Source organism: Pseudomonas sp. DE0010, assembly GCF_007680745.1.
GTDB lineage: Bacteria > Pseudomonadota > Gammaproteobacteria > Pseudomonadales > Pseudomonadaceae > Aquipseudomonas > Aquipseudomonas parafulva_B.
The window spans coordinates 1-18,147 of the sequence record NZ_VEJQ01000040.1 but is presented as its reverse complement, the minus strand read 5'-3'; the positions used below and the strand labels follow the sequence as shown (position 1 = coordinate 18,147).

The 18,147-nt window shown below is 58.9% G+C and carries 9 protein-coding genes and 1 rRNA gene; 6 read left to right on the top strand and 4 right to left on the bottom strand.

Translation table 11 applies throughout. The annotated features are described in order from the left end of the window. Positions 1–5,477 (bottom strand): retention module-containing protein (locus FS767_RS21130; protein WP_144968059.1); only part of this gene is annotated, 5,477 nt, incomplete at its 3' end. A 944-nt stretch (positions 5,478–6,421) separates the two neighbouring features. Here FS767_RS21130 and FS767_RS21125 point away from each other — a divergent pair. Both FS767_RS21125 and FS767_RS21120 read left to right on the top strand, forming a co-directional pair. Further along, positions 6,422–8,578, top strand: a complete 2,157-nt coding sequence (locus tag FS767_RS21125) for a type I secretion system permease/ATPase (RefSeq protein ID WP_028687928.1) — start codon at positions 6,422–6,424, stop codon at positions 8,576–8,578. Continuing rightward, the gene (locus FS767_RS21120; RefSeq protein ID WP_144968057.1) at positions 8,568–9,944 is read left to right on the top strand and encodes an HlyD family type I secretion periplasmic adaptor subunit; all 1,377 of its coding nucleotides are present in this window, start codon (positions 8,568–8,570) and stop codon (positions 9,942–9,944) included. Before FS767_RS21125 ends, FS767_RS21120 begins: the two co-directional genes overlap by 11 nt. A gap of 43 nt (positions 9,945–9,987) precedes the next feature. Here the strand turns inward: FS767_RS21120 and lapD are convergent, their stop codons facing one another. Together lapD and lapG are read right to left on the bottom strand one after the other, a co-directional pair. Beyond that, complete coding sequence (gene lapD, locus FS767_RS21115) at positions 9,988–11,946, bottom strand: cyclic di-GMP receptor LapD (RefSeq protein WP_100850568.1); 1,959 nt, start codon at positions 11,944–11,946, stop codon at positions 9,988–9,990. Between the two features lie 10 nt (positions 11,947–11,956). Then, positions 11,957–12,718 carry a cysteine protease LapG gene (gene lapG, locus FS767_RS21110; protein ID WP_178102757.1) on the bottom strand — a complete coding sequence of 254 codons (762 nt, stop codon included), beginning with the start codon at positions 12,716–12,718 and terminating at the stop codon, positions 11,957–11,959. A 201-nt stretch (positions 12,719–12,919) separates the two neighbouring features. Here lapG and FS767_RS21105 point away from each other — a divergent pair, with 201 nt between their 5' ends. The 4 genes from FS767_RS21105 to FS767_RS21090 all read left to right on the top strand — a co-directional run bounded on the left by FS767_RS21105 (position 12,920) and on the right by FS767_RS21090 (position 17,767). Beyond that, complete coding sequence (locus tag FS767_RS21105) at positions 12,920–13,609, top strand: GntR family transcriptional regulator (RefSeq protein ID WP_144968055.1); 690 nt, start codon at positions 12,920–12,922, stop codon at positions 13,607–13,609. 91 nt (positions 13,610–13,700) lie between these two features. After that, entirely contained in the window at positions 13,701–14,198 is a 498-nt protein-coding gene (locus FS767_RS21100; protein ID WP_027915754.1) for a sigma-70 family RNA polymerase sigma factor, read from the top strand. An 11-nt stretch (positions 14,199–14,209) separates the two neighbouring features. After that, positions 14,210–15,181 (top strand): FecR domain-containing protein, encoded by a 972-nt coding sequence (locus FS767_RS21095; RefSeq protein ID WP_144968053.1) that lies wholly within the window; start codon positions 14,210–14,212, stop codon positions 15,179–15,181. A gap of 171 nt (positions 15,182–15,352) precedes the next feature. Continuing rightward, the gene (locus tag FS767_RS21090; RefSeq protein WP_305986712.1) at positions 15,353–17,767 is read left to right on the top strand and encodes a TonB-dependent siderophore receptor; all 2,415 of its coding nucleotides are present in this window, start codon (positions 15,353–15,355) and stop codon (positions 17,765–17,767) included. A 105-nt stretch (positions 17,768–17,872) separates the two neighbouring features. Here FS767_RS21090 and rrf read toward each other — a convergent pair. Further along, positions 17,873–17,988: ribosomal RNA gene (gene rrf / locus FS767_RS21085) — 5S ribosomal RNA — on the bottom strand. Positions 17,989–18,147: the final 159 nt, after the last annotated feature.

Here is an 18,147-nt window from a genome sequence, read left to right as displayed (position 1 = left end):
ACTTCGTCGATGGTATCGGTAACTTTGACCGAGGCATCATTACCCAGCTGCAGGTTTTCGAAGGTACGGCCGCCAGCGTCTGCTGCCGACTTGATGCCCAGGCTGATTTCGCCCGAGTCTTTGTAGACGTCGTCGCCTTGAGCAGCATGCTCGTAGGAAACAGCGGTCTGGCCGGCTTTGATGGTGACTTGAACGTTGTTGCTCAGAGTAACGACCAAGTCGTTGGCCAAGGCCTTGTTGATCTGAACAGTGAACGTCGGTTTAACGTTCTCAGCAACGGAGTTCTGGTCAGCGGTAATAGTGACCAGCACCAAATCGCCCTGGTTACCTGTGCCCGGGGTACCCGAACCTGGCTCGTCGGTAACTTCGGTGCTGACCTGGGTTTTATCCAGCGTCAGTTGCTCGAACTTCCAGGCATCCGCGCCGCTGACCGATTCGATCGAGTTCACGACAGCAGGGTTCGTGCCCACATAAACGTTGTCCGGCGCAGTAGCGGTGGCCGAACCTACGGTGCTGTTGGCAGGAACCACGACGGTGGTGCCGTCTTTCAGGTGGAAGTACAGCTCTGCGTGGTTGTTGATCGGCAGACCGTCTTTGTTGGTCAGCGTCACGGTGTAGGTTATCTCGCCGCCTTCGGCAACCGAAGTAGTCGCGGTGAGCTTGGCCACAACTTCGTCGATGGTATCGGTAACTTTGACCGAGGCATCATTACCCAGCTGCAGGTTTTCGAAGGTACGGCCGCCAGCGTCTGCTGCCGACTTGATGCCCAGGCTGATTTCGCCCGAGTCTTTGTAGACGTCGTCGCCTTGCGCCGCGTGCTCGTAGGAAACAGCGGTCTGGCCGGCTTTGATGGTGACCTGAGCATTGTTGCTCAGGGTAACGACCAAGTCGTTGGCCAAGGCCTTGTTGATCTGAACAGTGAACGTCGGCTTAACGTTCTCAGCTACGGAGTTCTGGTCAGCGGTAATAGTGACCAGTACCAAATCGCCTTGGTTACCCGTGCCCGGGGTACCCGAACCTGGCTCGTCAGTTACTGTAGTGGTTACAACCTCATTGCCCAGCGTCAACTTCTCGAAGTTATCTCCACCCGAAACCGACTCTAGCTTGTTCACCAGAGCAGGCTGACCACCCATATACACATCATCGCCAACGGCAATAGTAGTGCTGCCAGCGACGCTATTGGCTGGAATGGTGACTTTCGTCCCGTCAGTCAGCGTGAAAGTCAGTGCTCCATGTTGAGTGACAGGCAAGCCTTGAGCGTTGCTCAGGGTTACGGTGTAGGTAACTTGGCCACCCTCTGTAACAGTCGTCTTGTCCGCCGTAAGGGTTGCGATGACTTCGCTGATGGTGTCGGAAATTTCAACTGTTGCCGGGCCACCGATGACTAGGTTCTCGAACGTGGCGCCCGGGACGCTAGCGTCGGTCACACCTAGCGTGACGGAGCCTGGATCCTTGATGACATCGTCGCCTTGTGCGGCGAGCTTGTACTCGACCTCAGTCTTTCCAGCCTCGATGGTGACTTTGTCACCATTCGACAATGTGACAGTGAGCGGACGGTCCAAGGCTTGACTGACTTTGACCGTGAAGGACGGCTGCTGATCTTCGGTCACATTGCCGTTACTGACGATGCTAACGGTGACAGTGTCGATACTGTCGTTGATGACCGTGGAGGCTGGCGTGGGGTTTGCGGTCAGTTCTTCGAAGTTGCCGCCGGTGGCGCTGTCGATAGTCACGCTAACGGTCGAGCCGTTGTTGTAGACGTCGTTAGCCGGGGTCTGGAAGTCGATGCTGCCCTGGGTCTTGCCAGCCTCAACGGTGATGACCTGGCCGTTGGACAGGGTCACGGTCACCGGAGTCTGAGCCGGGTTGGTCAGGGTAACGGTGTAGGTGATGACACCGCCTTCGGTGACGCTCGGCGAAGCCGTCAACGTAGCCGTAGTGGTGTCGATTGAATCATTGATCGTGGTAACCGCAGCCGCTGGGTTCGGGGTCAGCTGTTCGAAATTACCGCCCGTGGCGCTGTCGATGGTCACACTAACGGTCGAGCCGTTGTTATAGACATCGTTCGCCGGGGTCTGGAAGTCGATGCTGCCCTGGGTCTTGCCTGCTTCAACGGTGATGACCTGACCATTGGACAGGGTCACGGTCACCGGCGTCTGGGCCGGATTGGTCAGGGTCACGGTGTAAGTGATGACACCGCCTTCGGTGACCGAAGGACTCGCGGTCAAGGTCGCGGTAGTGGTGTCGATCGAATCATTGATCGTGGTAACTGCTGGTGTCGGGTTTGGCGTCAGCTGTTCGAAGTTGCCGCCCGTGGCGCTGTCGATGGTCACGCTAACGGTCGAGCCGTTGTTGTAGACGTCGTTCGCCGGGGTCTGGAAGTCGATGCTGCCCTGCGTCTTGCCTGCGTCAACGGTGATGACCTGACCGTTGGACAGGGTCACAGTTACCGGAGTCTGCGCCGGGTTGGTCAGGGTCACGGTGTAAGTGATGACACCGCCTTCGGTGACCGAAGGACTCGCGGTCAGGGTCGCGGTAGTGGTGTCGATCGAATCATTGATCGTGGTAACTGCTGGTGTCGGGTTTGGCGTCAGCTGTTCGAAGTTGCCACCCGTAGCGCTGTCGATGATCACACTAACGGTCGAGCCGTTGTTATAGACGTCGTTGGCCGGGGTCTGGAAATCGATGCTGCCCTGAGTCTTGCCAGCTTCAACAGTGATGACCTGGCCGTTGGACAGGGTTACGGTAACCGGAGTCTGAGCCGGGTTGGTCAGCGTTACGGTGTAGGTGATCACACCGCCTTCAGTGACGCTTGGCGAAGCCGTCAGCGTGGCAGTGGTGGTGTCGATCGAGTCGTTGATCGTAGTTACCGCTGGCGTCGGATTAGGCGTCAGCTGCTCGAAGTTACCGCCCGTGGCGCTGTCGATGGTCACGCTAACGGGGGCACCGTTGTTGTTATAGACGTCGTTCGCCGGGGTCTGGAAATCGATGCTGCCTTGAGTCTTGCCAGCCTCAACAGTGATGACCTGGCCATTGGACAGGGTCACAGTGACCGGGGTCTGAGCCGGGTTGGTCAGGGTCACGGTGTAGGTGATGACCCCGCCCTCAGTAACCGAAGGGTTCGCGGTCAGGGTCGCGGTTGTAGTGTCGATTGAATCATTGATCGTGGTAACCGCAGCCGCTGGATTCGGGGTCAGCTGCTCGAAGTTACCGCCCGTGGCGCTGTCGATGGTCACGCTAACGGTCGAGCCGTTGTTGTAGACGTCGTTAGCCGGGGTCTGGAAATCGATGCTGCCCTGGGTCTTGCCTGCTTCAACGGTGATGACCTGACCATTAGACAGGGTCACGGTCACCGGGGTTTGAGCCGGGTTGGTCAGGGTAATGGTGTAGGTGATCACACCGCCTTCAGTGACGCTTGGCGAAGCCGTCAGCGTGGCAGTGGTGGTGTCGATCGAGTCGTTGATCGTAGTTACCGCTGGCGTCGGATTAGGCGTCAGCTGCTCGAAGTTACCGCCCGTAGCACTGTCGATGGTCACACTAACGGTCGAGCCGTTGTTATAGACGTCGTTCGCCGGAGTTTGGAAGTCGATGCTGCCCTGGGTCTTGCCAGCCTCCACGGTGATGACCTGGCCGTTGGACAAGGTCACAGTCACCGGAGTCTGAGCCGGGTTGGTCAGGGTCACGGTGTAGGTGATGACGCCGCCTTCGGTGACGCTCGGCGAAGCGGTCAGGGTCGCAGTGGTGATGTCGATCAAGTCGTTGATCGTCGTTACAGCTGGCGTCGGGTTCGGCGTCAACTGCTCGAAGTTGCCGCCCGTGGCGCTGTCGATGGTCACACTAACGGTCGAGCCGTTGTTATAGACGTCGTTCGCCGGAGTTTGGAAGTCGATGCTGCCCTGGGTCTTGCCAGCCTCAACGGTGATGACCTGGCCATTGGACAGGGTCACAGTGACCGGAGTCTGAGCCGGATTGGTCAGGGTCACGGTGTAAGTGATGACACCGCCTTCGGTGACACTCGGCGAAGCCGTCAGCGTGGCAGTGGTCGTATCGATCGAGTCGTTGATCGTCGTTACGGCTGGCGTCGGGTTAGGCGTTAGCTGCTCGAAGTTACCGCCCGTGGCGCTGTCGATGGTCACACTAACGGTCGAGCCGTTGTTATAGACGTCGTTGGCCGGGGTCTGGAAGTCGATGCTGCCCTGAGTCTTGCCAGCCTCCACGGTGATGACCTGGCCGTTGGACAGGGTCACGGTGACCGGAGTCTGAGCCGGGTTGGTCAGGGTAACGGTGTAAGTAATGACGCCGCCTTCGGTGACGCTCGGCAAAGCCGTCAGCGTGGCAGTGGTCGTATCGATCGAATCATTGATCGTAGTAACGGCAGCCGCTGGGTTCGGGGTCAGCTGTTCGAAATTACCGCCCGTGGCGCTGTCGATAGTCACGCTAACGGTCGAGCCGTTGTTGTAGACATCGTTGGCCGGGGTTTGGAAGTCGATGCTGCCCTGCGTCTTGCCAGCTTCAACAGTGATGACCTGGCCGTTGGACAGGGTTACGGTAACCGGAGTCTGAGCCGGGTTGGTCAGCGTTACGGTGTAGGTGATCACACCGCCTTCGGTGACCGAGGGAGTGGCGGTCAACGTTGCAGTGGTGACATCGATGGTATCTGTAATTTCAGTAACCAACGGCCCTTGAGGTGGAGTTACTGAAATGCCACTCCCCCCGCTGGTACCGGTGACCGTGGTCGAAATTTGCCCACCATCAATGTAGGGCGTGTCATTCGGCGGGATCACGACATTGACACTGCCAGTGGTCTGCCCGGCCGGAATGACGATCACAGAGCCATTGGCCAGGGTGATGAGAAGGTCGCTGCTCGGTGCCTGGCCAACCGTAGCGGTATAGACAATGACGCCACCCGCTTCGCTGATCGATGGCGTAGCCCCGACCACAAGGGTGGTGGCAACCGTAGTACTAGTTGTCGGCGCGGTGACGCGATTGTCAGCAGTGGTTCCAGCTACCTCCACGGGGGCGGCCGCTGCGGCAAAACCAAGGCCTTCTGTAGGGAAGCCAATCGTGGGATCAACGCTGCCGGCCGTTTCCTCCAGCATGACGAAACTGTGGCCGCCACCTGCCGCACCGCCACCCGCAGCGGTCGGACCGGCAGCCGTGGCTTCAAGATCGGTGGTCGGGTCAGCGCCTGCAGCGATCGCTTGTTGCAATTCCTCGACCGACGGCGCTGCCTGGGCAGCGGCCTGGCCCAAGTCAGTACTGCTGTCAGGCGTGTCTGCGCTCCACTGGGTATCACGACCAAGGTCAAGCAACCGGCCGTCTGCCAACTCCAGCGTTACCGCGCCACCCGGACCGGTAAGGACCTGTTCACCTGCAAGAAGTCGATCGCCTTCTATGAGCACACGCCTGATGCCTTCAGGGGATACCGCAATAACCTGGCCGACAATACTTTTGACGATGGCTACAACGCTGCTCATTGGACTCTCCGTGTGACCCGCTGGGGTACTTCTGTGCCAGAGCGGCATCCGCAGCCACCTGAACAGGAATTATGTCGATGATCTCTTGACGCTTGATTGCGTCAACATTCCGTCTATGACGAGATGAAGTTAGACTTCTGCCAAACTATTGACCTTATATTGGCCATCCTAAACAATCACCAAGGTAATGTCACATTGATATTTCTACCTTAGCCAAGGGCCAATCAACAGCAAATGCGTTGCGTCATTAAAACAGCGCAATGGCACAGAGCATGCGGGCCCAAGTGATGACAGCGGCCAGAAATCACATGCTTTTCAACCGTTCGTCGGGCTCAGTAGGACCGACAGCGTCAACAGAAGGTCAATTTTGTTTATTGACGCCACATTCCTCAGTCTCGTAAGCATAAACCTTGCCGATTACATGCCCGAGAATGTCCCTAGGTGTAGAAAATTTTCAGGCTGATTCACCGTAGAATAAACGGCGGCCGACGGCGCTTATCGTCTAAATCAGGACTCGCCACGCGCCTGCGATTATCGGCCAGAGTCGACCCAGGAAGTGGGCTTCAAGGGATGAATTTTAACTAACATGGGTCTCACGAACGCCAGCAAACCAGCGCCTGATAAATGACATTGAGCTAGGCTGCTAAAGGTAGGCCCGACACATGTCGTTTCTCTGCACTTTTCCCAGCATGCTGAAGACTGGATGGCAAAGTGATTCAGAAATGAAACGTTTGTCTGACGATCAGCGTCATGTAGTAAAGAGACCGATACAGTTGTTTACTCACCACCTAATTCAAGGCGACCATTGGCGACACACTGCATCGCTCGCTGCACGCCTGCCGGGCGCCGACATGCATTGCCCCACTGAATGCGTGAGTTTGCTGCCATTGAATGATCGGCAGCCAGCTCACCCCCACCCACCACAAGGATGAAGAGAGCGCCGCGTGGAATCAGAAGTCAGTCGAGTCCAGCTCAACCATGACCCACGTAGTCAGCACGACGATCCTTTGCTGGATAGTCTGCTGAGCTTGTGTGTACTGCACCAGAAACCTGCCAGCCGGGTGATGCTTACCACGGGTCTGCCTTTGCCCGCCCAGCGCCTGAGCCCCGAGCTGCTGCCCCGTGCGGCGGCCAGGGCCGGCCTGCAGGGCCGCCTGTTGCAGCGCAAGCTGGAGCAGATCCCAAGCATCGCCATGCCCGCCATCCTGTTGCTCAAGGGTGGACGCAGCGCTGTGTTGCTCGGGTGGGAAAACGAAGACACCGCGCGGCTGTTGCTGAGCGAAAGCGATGGCGGCGAAGTGCAGGTCAGCCGCGAGACGCTTCAGGACGACTACAGCGGGCGAGTGTTCTTTGCTCAGCCGCAGCACAAATTCGACGTCAACCATGGCAACTTGATCCCGCGGGCCAAATCCTGGTTCCGAGATACGCTGCTGCGCAGCAAGTGGCTGTACATCGATGCCATCGCCGCCAGCCTGGTGATCAACCTGATCGCCCTCGCCGCGCCACTGTTCGTAATGAACGTGTATGACCGGGTCGTTCCCAACCAGGCGACCTCGACCCTATGGGTGCTGGCGGTCGGTATCGCAGGTGCCTATATCTTCGACCTGATACTCAAGGGCCTGCGCGGGTTATGCCTGGACCTTGCAGGGAAAAAGACCGACCTGATCATTTCGGCGACACTGTTCGAACGCATCGTGGGCATGTCGATGAAGTATCGGCCGGCCCGGGTAGGTAGCTTTGCCCAGAACATTCACGAGTTCCAGGGATTACGTGACTTCCTGGCGTCGTTGACGCTGACCAGCCTGATCGACCTGCCGTTCACGGTGCTCATCCTGATCGTCATCGCAATCATCGGCGGGCACCTGGTGTGGATCCCGATCATTGCCTTCCCGCTGGCCCTGGGCATCGGCTATGCACTGCAGCGGCCGCTGATGGCGACCATGGAGCGGACCATGGCGCTGGCATCGGAGCGCCAGTCGAGCCTGATCGAGACCCTGGCAGGGCTGGACGCGGTGAAGGTCAACAACGCCGAGAGCGAGCGCCAGTACATGTGGGAGCAGACGCTCGGTACCCTCAGCCGGCTGGAGTTGCGCGTCAAGGTCCTGTCGAGCCTGGCGATGAACATTACCCTGCTCATTCAGCAGCTGGCAGGGGTGGCGATGATCTGCGTGGGTGTCTACCTGATCATCGACGGCAACCTGAGCATGGGCGGCCTGGTAGCGTGCTACATGCTCAGCGGCCGTGCCCTTGGGCCGCTGGGGCAGCTCAATGGTCTGCTGGCTCGCTACCAGCAAGCCAAGGTGACCATGGTGTCCACCGACCACATGATGGAGCTGCCACAAGAGCGCAACTTCGAAGAGCGCCCGCTCAGCCGCAGAGTATTGCAGGGCAGCGTAGAGTTCCGCGGCGTGGACTTCACCTACCCCAACCAGCAGAACATGGCGCTTAAGAACATCAACCTGACCATCCGCCCTGGCGAAAAGGTGGGGATCATCGGGCGCAGCGGGTCGGGCAAGAGTTCACTGGCCAAGCTGATCGTTGGCCTGTACGAGGCCGATGGCGGCTCATTGCTGGTCGACGGCGTGGATATTCGCCAGATCGATGTCAGCGAATTGCGCCACAACATTGGTTATGTGCCCCAGGACATTCAGCTGTTGGCGGGCACGCTGCGGGACAATCTGGTCAGCGGGGCCCGCTACATCGACGACGAAATGATCTTGCAGGCGGCCGAGCTTGCGGGCGTGCATGAATTCGCGCGGCTGCATCCGGACGGCTACGAGCTGCAGGTAGGCGAACGTGGGCAGAACCTGTCCGGCGGGCAGCGTCAGAACGTGGCCTTGGGCCGCGCATTGCTGTTGAACCCACAGATCCTGCTGCTCGACGAACCCACGAGCGCCATGGACAACACCGGCGAGGAACGCTTGAAACAGCGCTTGCAGGCCGTGGTGGAAAGCAAGACGGTGCTGCTGGTGACTCACCGTGCTTCGCTGCTGTCACTCGTGGACCGCCTGATCGTGATCGATCGCGGGCAGATCGTTGCCGATGGCCCGAAAGCGGCCGTCATGGATGCGTTGAAGAAGGGGCAGATCAGTGTCGCATAAGCTGGATTTCGGGCAACTCAAGGAAGGCCTGCGGCGTTACTTCAAAGGCAGTGACTCGCTGGGCGGTCAGCCGCTGCCCGAGGTCAACAAGGCCCTTATCGAAGATGCGCCGCGTGTGGTGCGCCTGACGATCTGGGGCGTCATTCTGTTCTTTGTATTTCTGATCGTCTGGGCCAGTTTCGCGCCCATCGATGAGGTGACGCGTGGTGAAGGCAAGGCCATCCCGTCATCCAAGGTGCAGAAAATCCAGAACCTGGAAGGCGGCATCGTGGCGGAAATCTTCGCCAAGGAAGGCGAAATCGTCGAGGTGGGGCAGCCTCTGCTGCGCCTGGATGAGACCCGCTTCGTCTCCAACGTGGGGGAAACGGAAGCCGATCGGCTGTCCATGGCCCTGCGGGTTCAGCGCCTGAGCGCAGAGGTTGACGGCAAGCCGCTCGAAATCGACGAAGAATTGCGCAAGGCCGCACCTAGCCAAGCGGCGAGCGAAGAATCGTTGTACCAGAGTCGGCGCCAGCAGCTTCAGGACGAGATTGGCGGACTGCAACAGCAACTGGTCCAGCGCCAGCAGGAACTTCGCGAGTACAGCTCCAAGCGCGGGCAGTACGCCAACAGCCTTGAGCTGCTGCGTAAAGAGATCAGCATGTCTGAGCCTTTGGTCGCGACGGGTGCCATTTCCCAGGTGGAAGTGTTGCGCTTGCGTCGTGCCGAGGTTGAAAACCGTGGCCAGCTCGATTCCACGTCGCTGGCCATCCCCCGTGCCGAAGCGGCCGTTCGAGAAGTGCAGAGCAAGATCGAGGAGACCCGCGGCAAGTTCCGAAGCGAGGCGCTCACCCAACTGAACGAGGCCCGGACCGAACTGAACAAGGCAACCGCTACCAGCAAGGCGCTGGATGATCGTGTCCACCGCACCATGGTCACCTCGCCGGTACGGGGTATCGTCAAGCAGTTGCTGGTCAACACCATCGGCGGCGTGATTCAGCCAGGCAGCGACATCATTGAGGTCGTGCCGCTGGACGATACGCTGGTCATCGAGGCCAAGATTCTGCCGAAGGACATTGCCTTCCTGCACCCAGGCCAAGAAGCCACCGTCAAGTTCACCGCGTACGACTACACCATCTACGGGGGGCTCAAGGCCAAGCTCGAGCAGATCGGCGCCGATACCATCACCGACGAAGACAAGAAGACCACGTACTACCTGATCAAGCTGCGTACCGACCGCAGCCATCTGGGCACCGATGAAAAGCCGCTGCTGATCATTCCCGGTATGGTGGCGACGGTCGATATCATGACCGGCAAGAAGACCATCATGAGCTACCTGCTCAAGCCCATCATGAAAGCCCGCTCCGAGGCCTTGCGCGAACGCTGAGGCTGTGCCCGCACGGTCTCGTGCGGGCCCTCATTACTGTGGGTCAGCGCTTATGGTGCGCCCAAGGGGCAGGTTCACCCACCAACTGCCCCTGAATCCCCCCTACACCCATTTCGCAGAGCACTGCGCGCTCGCCTTCGGTTTCCACGCGTTCGGCCACCAGAGGCAGGTCGATGCTGTGTGCGGCGCGCTGGATCGCCTCGATGAACAAACGCTTATGCTGCTCATGGTCGATGTTGCGGATGTAGCTGCCATCAATCTTCAGGTAGGCCAACCCAAGGTGGGACAGGTTGCCGATCATGCTGAAGCGCCCGCCAAACCGTTGCAGTGCCAGGCCGAAGCCAAGGCTATGCAGCCTTCGGGTCAGTTTCTCCAACGCCGGCTGGTCTGGTAGCTGCTCTTCTCCGATTTCGAATACCAAACGCGATCCGAGAGCCACGTTCTGGCTGAGCAGTTCGAAAATGCGGTGCAGAGCCTGGGCGTCCGCCAAGGTAGCGGCGGAGAGGTTCAGCGCCAGCACCTGGTCGTGGCCACGCATGTGCGCCAGCACCTTCTGCAGCACCAGAAGGTCCAGCCTTGGCATCCAGCCAAAGCGCTCGAGCCAAGGGAGGAATCGACCGGCTGGCAGCGCCTCGCCTTGTCGATCCTTCAGGCGGGATATCACCTTGTGGTGCAGTACATGCTGGGCAGTTGCACAATCGACCACCGGCTGGAAGAACAGCTCGAAGTGGCCATTGGTGAAGGCCTGGTCAAGGCGCTCATGCCAGTCGTGCTGGCTGTCGGCAGCCACGGCAGCGACGCCTTGCTCCAGGCAGACCCAACCTGGGGTTGGCTGGTTCTCCGCGCGTGCCAGGGCCTCATCAGCCAGTTTGAGTAGGGCTGGGGGGGCGTCGCCCGGGCTGAAGGGGGCCAAGCCGATGCAGGCCACCGGTTGAATATCGGTAGCGCCCGTCTCATGCAGGCTCTGCAGCGTGGCCTCGAGCGCCTGGGCCAGCTGTATGGCTTCTTCATGCACCATACCAGGTGCCAGCACGGCGAATTCCCCACCACGACTGCGGGAAATCAGGTCGTTGGTTTCCGGGAAGCTCGCGCAGGCGCGGCGCAATTGCTCACCAACCGCCTGCAGCAACTGATCCGTGCGCTGGCCACCTAGACGCGCGTTGAGGCCTGCCAGGCCTTGAACCCGAAGCAACAACAGGTAGCCTGCCCGTGCTTCCTCAAGATTGCTGACCCGAGCATTGAGCTGCATTTCGAAATAGCGACGGTTGGACAGGCCGGTCAAGGTGTCTTGGTAGGACTCGGCGCGTAACCGCTCGCTGCGCTCGGCCTGCTCGGTGAACAGTGCCTTGAGCTTTTCGACCATCTGGTTCATGGCCTGGACAACGCGCCTGAGCTCGGGCGTGCGGGGCAGTTCAGGCAGGCTCAGGAATTCACGCCTGGCGATGGCATGGGACTGTTCGACCATGTAGTCCAGCGGCTTGAGCTGCCGGCGCAGCAGCAACGCGCCCAGGATGGCGCTGGCAGCACCACAGAGCAGTAGCCAACCCAGGCTGCCCAGCGCGCTTTGCCAGAGCTTGGCAATGGCGAACATGGGGTGGCTGATGACCTCGACGCGTGCCGCCTGCTGCCAGCCACGGCTGACCAACGCATCACCGCCGGCAGCTTCCAAGCCGATCAGGTGAACGAACCAACGGGGTACGCCCCCAGGGTCGGGTTCGGCATGGCGCTCGACGAGCACCGTATTGGAAGCCAGGTCCACCACCTTGATACTGGCGTAGTAGCCACTGTCGAAGATCGAACTCACCATCAGCTCGACCATGGCAGGGTCATCGATATTGGGCGTAAGCGACAGGGCCAGCGCAGTGGCTGCATCCTGTGCATGCGAGCGCAGCTGGTTGACATACTGGCTTCGCGAACTCTCCAGGCTGACCATGAAACTGCCGGTGAACGCCACTACCAGGAACAGGCAAATAGCCAACAGCAATTGTTTGAACAGTGACATCTGTGCTCCTTCAGTAAACCGGCTCGGCCGGGAAGCCTTCGGCCTGCATTTTTTTCAATAGGTCCTGCCAGCGCGACAAGCGCTTGGTGTCGCCCACTTTCTTGTTGCCACCGGCGCCTGTCAGCCATAGGCCTTCACCGTTGAAGGCATAGACGGGCAACAGGTCGGGACGCTGGCTGGCTGGCTTGATCGCGTCCATCAGGCTGTCGAGCACCAACGGCTGCGCCTGGGGCGTTGAATAATAAGTCAGTACCATGTGTGCCCGGTTCTGTCGCAAGGCCTTGACGTAGGTGATCCGCAACTTCTCGCTGGGGATGCCCATGCGCCTGAGGCTGAAGTACTTGGCGATAGCGTAATCCTCGCAATCGCCAGCTCCTTTTATCAGTGCTTGGACCGGCGTTGCCCAGTAATCGACCTCGTGCCACAGATCGATATCCTCGACGTAGCGCAATTGTTGGTTAAAGAACCGGTTGACCACCTGCAGACGCTCAAGCTCTGTCCCCTGCTTCTGGGTGGCCATGAGGTTCTGCCAGGCATCGATCCGCGCTTTGCCCTCCCCCAAGGGCCCGTACAACGCTTGCGACTTGCGACTGATCTGGGCGAAATCCCAGTCGGCATGCAAACCGCCCAGCAGCAGGCCACCCAGCAGCGCAGCCAGGGCAACTCGGTGCAGCACGGTTTTGAGCATCGGGGTGATCGCCACTGCCAAGCCCTGTCCAGGCCAGTCGAAAGAAGCGATGGTGCGGCCTGACACCGCAAAAGACAATGGCACATCGCGATCATCGGCCTCCCGGTCGGCGTCCGCCGCATCAACGCTTGCCGCGCGGGTCATGTCACTTCCTTTGCAGAGCAACTTCATCCACCATAGCCGCGCCCTGGGGCATGGCTCTGTAGAGGCCGGCATTTGACACGTCATACAGCTATAACTGTGTCATTGGATCCAACTTTGGTAATCGTTTAAGGCAGGCGTTGCGTGGCCGACAAAATCAAACTGAGCAGCGTGTTGAACAGTGAACAGTTGCTGCCACATCTGGCCCGCGGCGTTATTGAAGAACGCGTGCGCAGTGCCATTCTCGAGGGTCGTTTGCCTCCCGGAACGGCAATCAGGCAACAGGAATTGGCGACACTTTATGGCGTCAGCCGTATGCCCGTGCGTGAGGCGTTGCGTCAACTGGAGGCGCAGTCACTGTTGAACGTGGAGCTTCACAAGGGCGCAGTCGTCGCGCCGCTGATCGGCGAGGATGCGGCAGATGCCTACGACTTGCGTGTTCTGCTCGAGAGCGAGGCGTTGCGCCAATCCATTCCGTTTCTGACGGCTCAGGACATCGCCAAGGCCCGCAGTTGTATCCAGCAACTGGAAAACGAGACGCGACATGCCGAGATCGCTCGCCTTAATCGTGAGCTTCACATGGTGCTGTATAGCAAAGCAGCAAACCAGAAACTGCTGCGCTTGATCGATAACGAATTGATGCAGGAGGAGCGGTTTCTGCGCTTTCATCTTTCGTCGATGGGCCTGGGCAAGCTCACCCAGGACGATCACACAGCCTTGGTCGATGCTGCCAGTGCCAAACGTGTGAACGATGCGATTGCGGTATTGGAGCATCACCTCAACAGCGCAGCTGTGACCATCCGAAGGTATTTGGACAGCCAGCGACCCCACTGACTGGCTTGGGTATCGACAGGTAGGTTGCAAAATCTCGCGCCGGGCGAAACAATGAGACTAATTATCATTTAAGCCCTGGCAGCTGTGTCTCATGCCTAGCAACGATCTCGTGCAAAACCTCTACAGCGCTCATCATGGCTGGCTGCACACCTGGCTGCGCCACAGGCTTGGCAATGCGGCCGACGCTGCTGACGTAGCTCAGGATACTTTCATGCGGCTGTTGCAACGCCGCGAGCATCTGCAGATACAGCAGCCCAGGGCATTTCTGCGCACGGTGGCGCGCGGGTTGATCATCGACCATTGGCGTCGAGAGGAACTGCACAAAGCCTATCTGGAAGCGCTGGCGCTGGTGCCTGAGGCTAACACCCCCGATGTTGAGACCCGCGAGCTGTTACTGGAGCTACTAGAACGTATCGCCAAGATGCTCGATGGTCTCAAGCCAAAGGTGCGCACTGCTTTCTTGCTAGCCCAATGTGAAGGCTTGCGGCATCAGGAAATTGCACAGCAGATGGGCGTATCGGTGAGAACGGTGGAGCGCTACATTGCCGACGCGCTTTATCACTGCTACCTGCTGCGCTATGAGGCGTAATGTCACAGTTTATGCCTAGCCCTCATCCAGACGCCAAGACAGTCAGACAGGCAATCCAGTGGATGCTGAAACTTCGCCACAGCGAAGACCCGGCTCTAAACGAACGCATCGCGCAGTGGCGGGCCGAGGCTGCGGCCCATGAGCTGGCCTGGCAGCGCGTCCTGCACTTGGACCAGGACTTGGACCTGCGCCACGTGCCCGCTGCGGGGGTTGCACTGCAGACACTGGAGGCCAGTCATCGCCGCCTTGAGCGGCGGCAGGCGTTGAAGCTGCTGGGCACCGTTGCCCTGTTCGGATCGGCTGCATGGCTGAGCAAGGACTTGAGTGTGGTGCAGGCCTGGTCATCCGACTACGCGACAGCCACGGGCGAGCGCAGACACGTGACATTACCCGACGGTTCTCGATTACAACTCAACACCCGCAGTGCCGTGGACGTGGCCTTCACCAGGCAGCAATTGGCGATCGACCTCAAGCGTGGGGAGGTCATGCTGGACTGTCGACAGGCAGATCCTGGACAACCGCCAGTCACGCTGCGCACCAGTACCGCATCGTTGCAAACCGTCGGGGGGCGCTTCGTGGGGCGTGTGGAGGACGATTGCCTGCGGGTGGTCGTCAGCGAGGGGCGGGTATTCACCCGCAGGCAGGGCACCGGCCTGATCCAATGGCTCGAGCCAGGTGGAGAATGGCGCGTCACCGCCACTGGTGCCGAGCACGTGGCGCCTTCAGGGATTGACGCGATGGCCTGGACCGAAGGCCTTATCGTCGGCAAGAACATGCTGCTCAGGGATTTCCTGACGCAGATCAGCCGATACCGCCGGGGTTATCTCACCTGCAGCGATGACATTGCTGAGCTTCGCTTGTCCGGGGTTTTCCGCCTTCAGGATCCAGAACAACTGCTGCAATTGCTGCCTACCACGCTTCCCGTTCAAGTCCGTCAGTTGACGCGATGGTGGGTGCGCGTGGAGGCGCTGGGCCATGCCTAGTCTTTGATGAACAAGGCCTGATTCTAATGTGTCGGGTTTTGGCCGCGCATCCGGCTAGATCAGTGAGAAGAATCTCCTGCACACTTTACGGACGCTTTCATGTCAACCAACCGGGTAAAACTGTACGCCTTTGGCGCGAATGATTTTCGACCTGTCTTGCACTCAGATTTGCTGAGCAATGCCATCCGCGCTGCCTTGCTGGGTACGGCGCTTGGATTGGCCATGGTGCCTGGCATGACACTCGCCGCTGATGCCTCGCAGGTCAGTTCGACCTATGCCATTGCGCCTGGCCCCCTGGATGAAGTGCTCAATCAATTTGCCCGTCAAGCGGGCATCACGCTTTCCAGTACACCGGCACTCACTCAAGGATTGCCTTCCAAAGGCCTTCATGGGCAGTACTCAGCTGAGCAGGCGCTAGGGGTGCTGCTGGCTGGAAGCGGTCTGACAGCAGCGAACCAAGGAAACCGGACCTTCATCGTACAGGCCCAGCCAGCGGAGGCAGCGCTGGCGTTACCCGATACGGATATTCGAGGCTTCACCCTTGGCAATGCCCTGGGGAGCATGGAGGGTTATAACGCCACCCATAGCCAGGTCGCCACTAAAAGCAGCCTGGCATTGGTCGAGACGTCTCAATCGGTTTCGGTGGTAACCCGGCAACAGATCGACGACCAAGGCTCTCAAACCGTCGCACAGGCCATGCGCTATACCCCAGGCGTGATGACCAGCCCCTATGGTGCGACGCACCGGTATGACTACGTGGCCATGCGAGGCTTCAACGATGGCTCGGTGGATAACATCTATGTAGACGGCCTCAAGTCCATGGGGGACAACGGCACCTACAGCACGATGCAGGTCGACCCCTATTTCCTGGAGCGGATCGATGTCTTGAAAGGGCCCTCTTCGGTCCTATATGGCCGTAGCTCACCGGGTGGATTGGTCGCACTGACCACCAAGAAACCCGTGTTCACCGCTTTTCATCAAGTTCAAGCATCGGTCGGCACACAAGGTCAGCGCGGGCTGGGCTTCGACACCAGCGGCCCATTGGATGCAGACAAGCGTATTGCCTACCGTCTGACCGGTTTGGCAGACGCTTCGGATACGCAGTTCGATCACAACAAAGAAGAACGCTACGCCATCGCCCCGTCGCTTAGCATCGACTTCAGCGAAGACACATCGCTGACCCTACAAGCCTACCTGCAGCATGATCCAAACGGAGGCTATCACGGTGGCAATCCTGCAGACGGAATGCTGAGTAAGCGTAATGGGGTACGCCTGTCGGATCACTTCTTCGAAGGGGAGCCGGGCATCGATAATTACGAGCGCACCCAGCAGTCGTTCAGTTACCAGTTCGAGCATCGCTTCAACGATGTATTTACCGCGCGGCAGAACTTCCGCTACCAGGACTCGGACGTGTCGATGGACCAGGTGTACTCGGCAGGTTGGGCAGATGCCGACAGTACCGTACTGAACCGAGCCTACACCGGGGGTGATGAGCGGCTGCACTCCTACATCATCGACAACATGGTCCAGGCTGAATTCTTCACCGGCATCGCCAAGCACACCCTGCTGCTGGGCACGGATTACCAGCGTCGCAAAGCCGATGTCTCGTGGCGCTATGGCACTGTAGACCCGCTGGATGCGGCTAACCCGCAGTATGGTAACGGTAACCTGCAGGTGCTTGGTGAAAACCGATACCAACGCCGGTTGCAACAGACGGGGGTCTATCTGCAGGATCTGGTGGAGCTGGATCAATGGCGCTTCTCACTGGGCCTGCGCCAGGACTGGGTCAAGGTATCAGAGGACAATCGCGATACCGATACCAGGGTCAGTGACAAGCGGTCCAACTTCACGACTCGCGCTGGGGTGCTCTATCTCTTCGAGAATGGCCTGGCGCCGTATGTAAGCTACTCCGAGTCCTTCAACCCGAATACCGTGTCCGATCAAGACGGAAAACCGCTCGCTCCTACCGAGGGCACTCAGTGGGAAGCCGGTATCAAGTATCAGCCACCTGGCAGCGACAACCTGTATACCGCCTCGGTGTTCCGTATCGAGCAGGAGAACCTGGCTTCCAAACAACCTGATGAAGACTTCTACAGGCCTGTTGGTCAAGTACGCTCACAAGGGTTGGAGCTCGAGGCGCATGTGCAGGTTACTGATAATCTGAAACTGCTGGGTGGCTATACCTACACCGACATCGAGTACTCGAAGTCGATGCCTAGCCTTGTATCCAGCGGTCTGGACAACAAAGGCAATTCGCCCACCCAGGCCCCGGAGCAAATGGTCTCGCTGTGGGCCGACTACAACTTCCGGCAAGGCGCGCTCGATGGGCTTAAATTGGGCGGTGGTGTGAGGTATGTGGGGCATAGCTGGGCCGATGCAGAGAACAGCCGCAAGGTGCCTTCCTACACATTGGTTGATGCCTCGTTGGGCTATGACCTGGGTAAGCTGGGTTTGAAGGGCTTGGATGTCCGCCTGAATGCCAACAACCTGACCAATCAGCGCTACATCACCTCGTGTGCCAGCTTGAATTACTGCTATATGGGCGAAGAGCGCAATGTCAGCGCCACAGTGAGCTACCAGTTCTGAAGCGCACAGCGGGACAGCCGCTTATCAGAAGCTAGCTATGTGGGGTGTTTAACCCGGAAAGAAAAAGCCCCTGTCTGCAACGCAGACAGGGGCTTTTTGTTTGAATCTTGACGATGACCTACTCTCACATGGGGAAACCCCACACTACCATCGGCGATGCATCGTTTCACTGCTGAGTTCGGGATGGGATCAGGTGGTTCCAATGCTCTATGGTCGTCAAGAAATTCTGTGTGCTGGCCCGTCGTCGACGTGCCTGCGAATCTCTGTAGTTCCTACTTAAAGACAAAACCCCTACCTGCATATGCAGATAGGGGTTTTGCGAAATGAATCTTGACGATGACCTACTCTCACATGGGGAAACCCCACACTACCATCGGCGA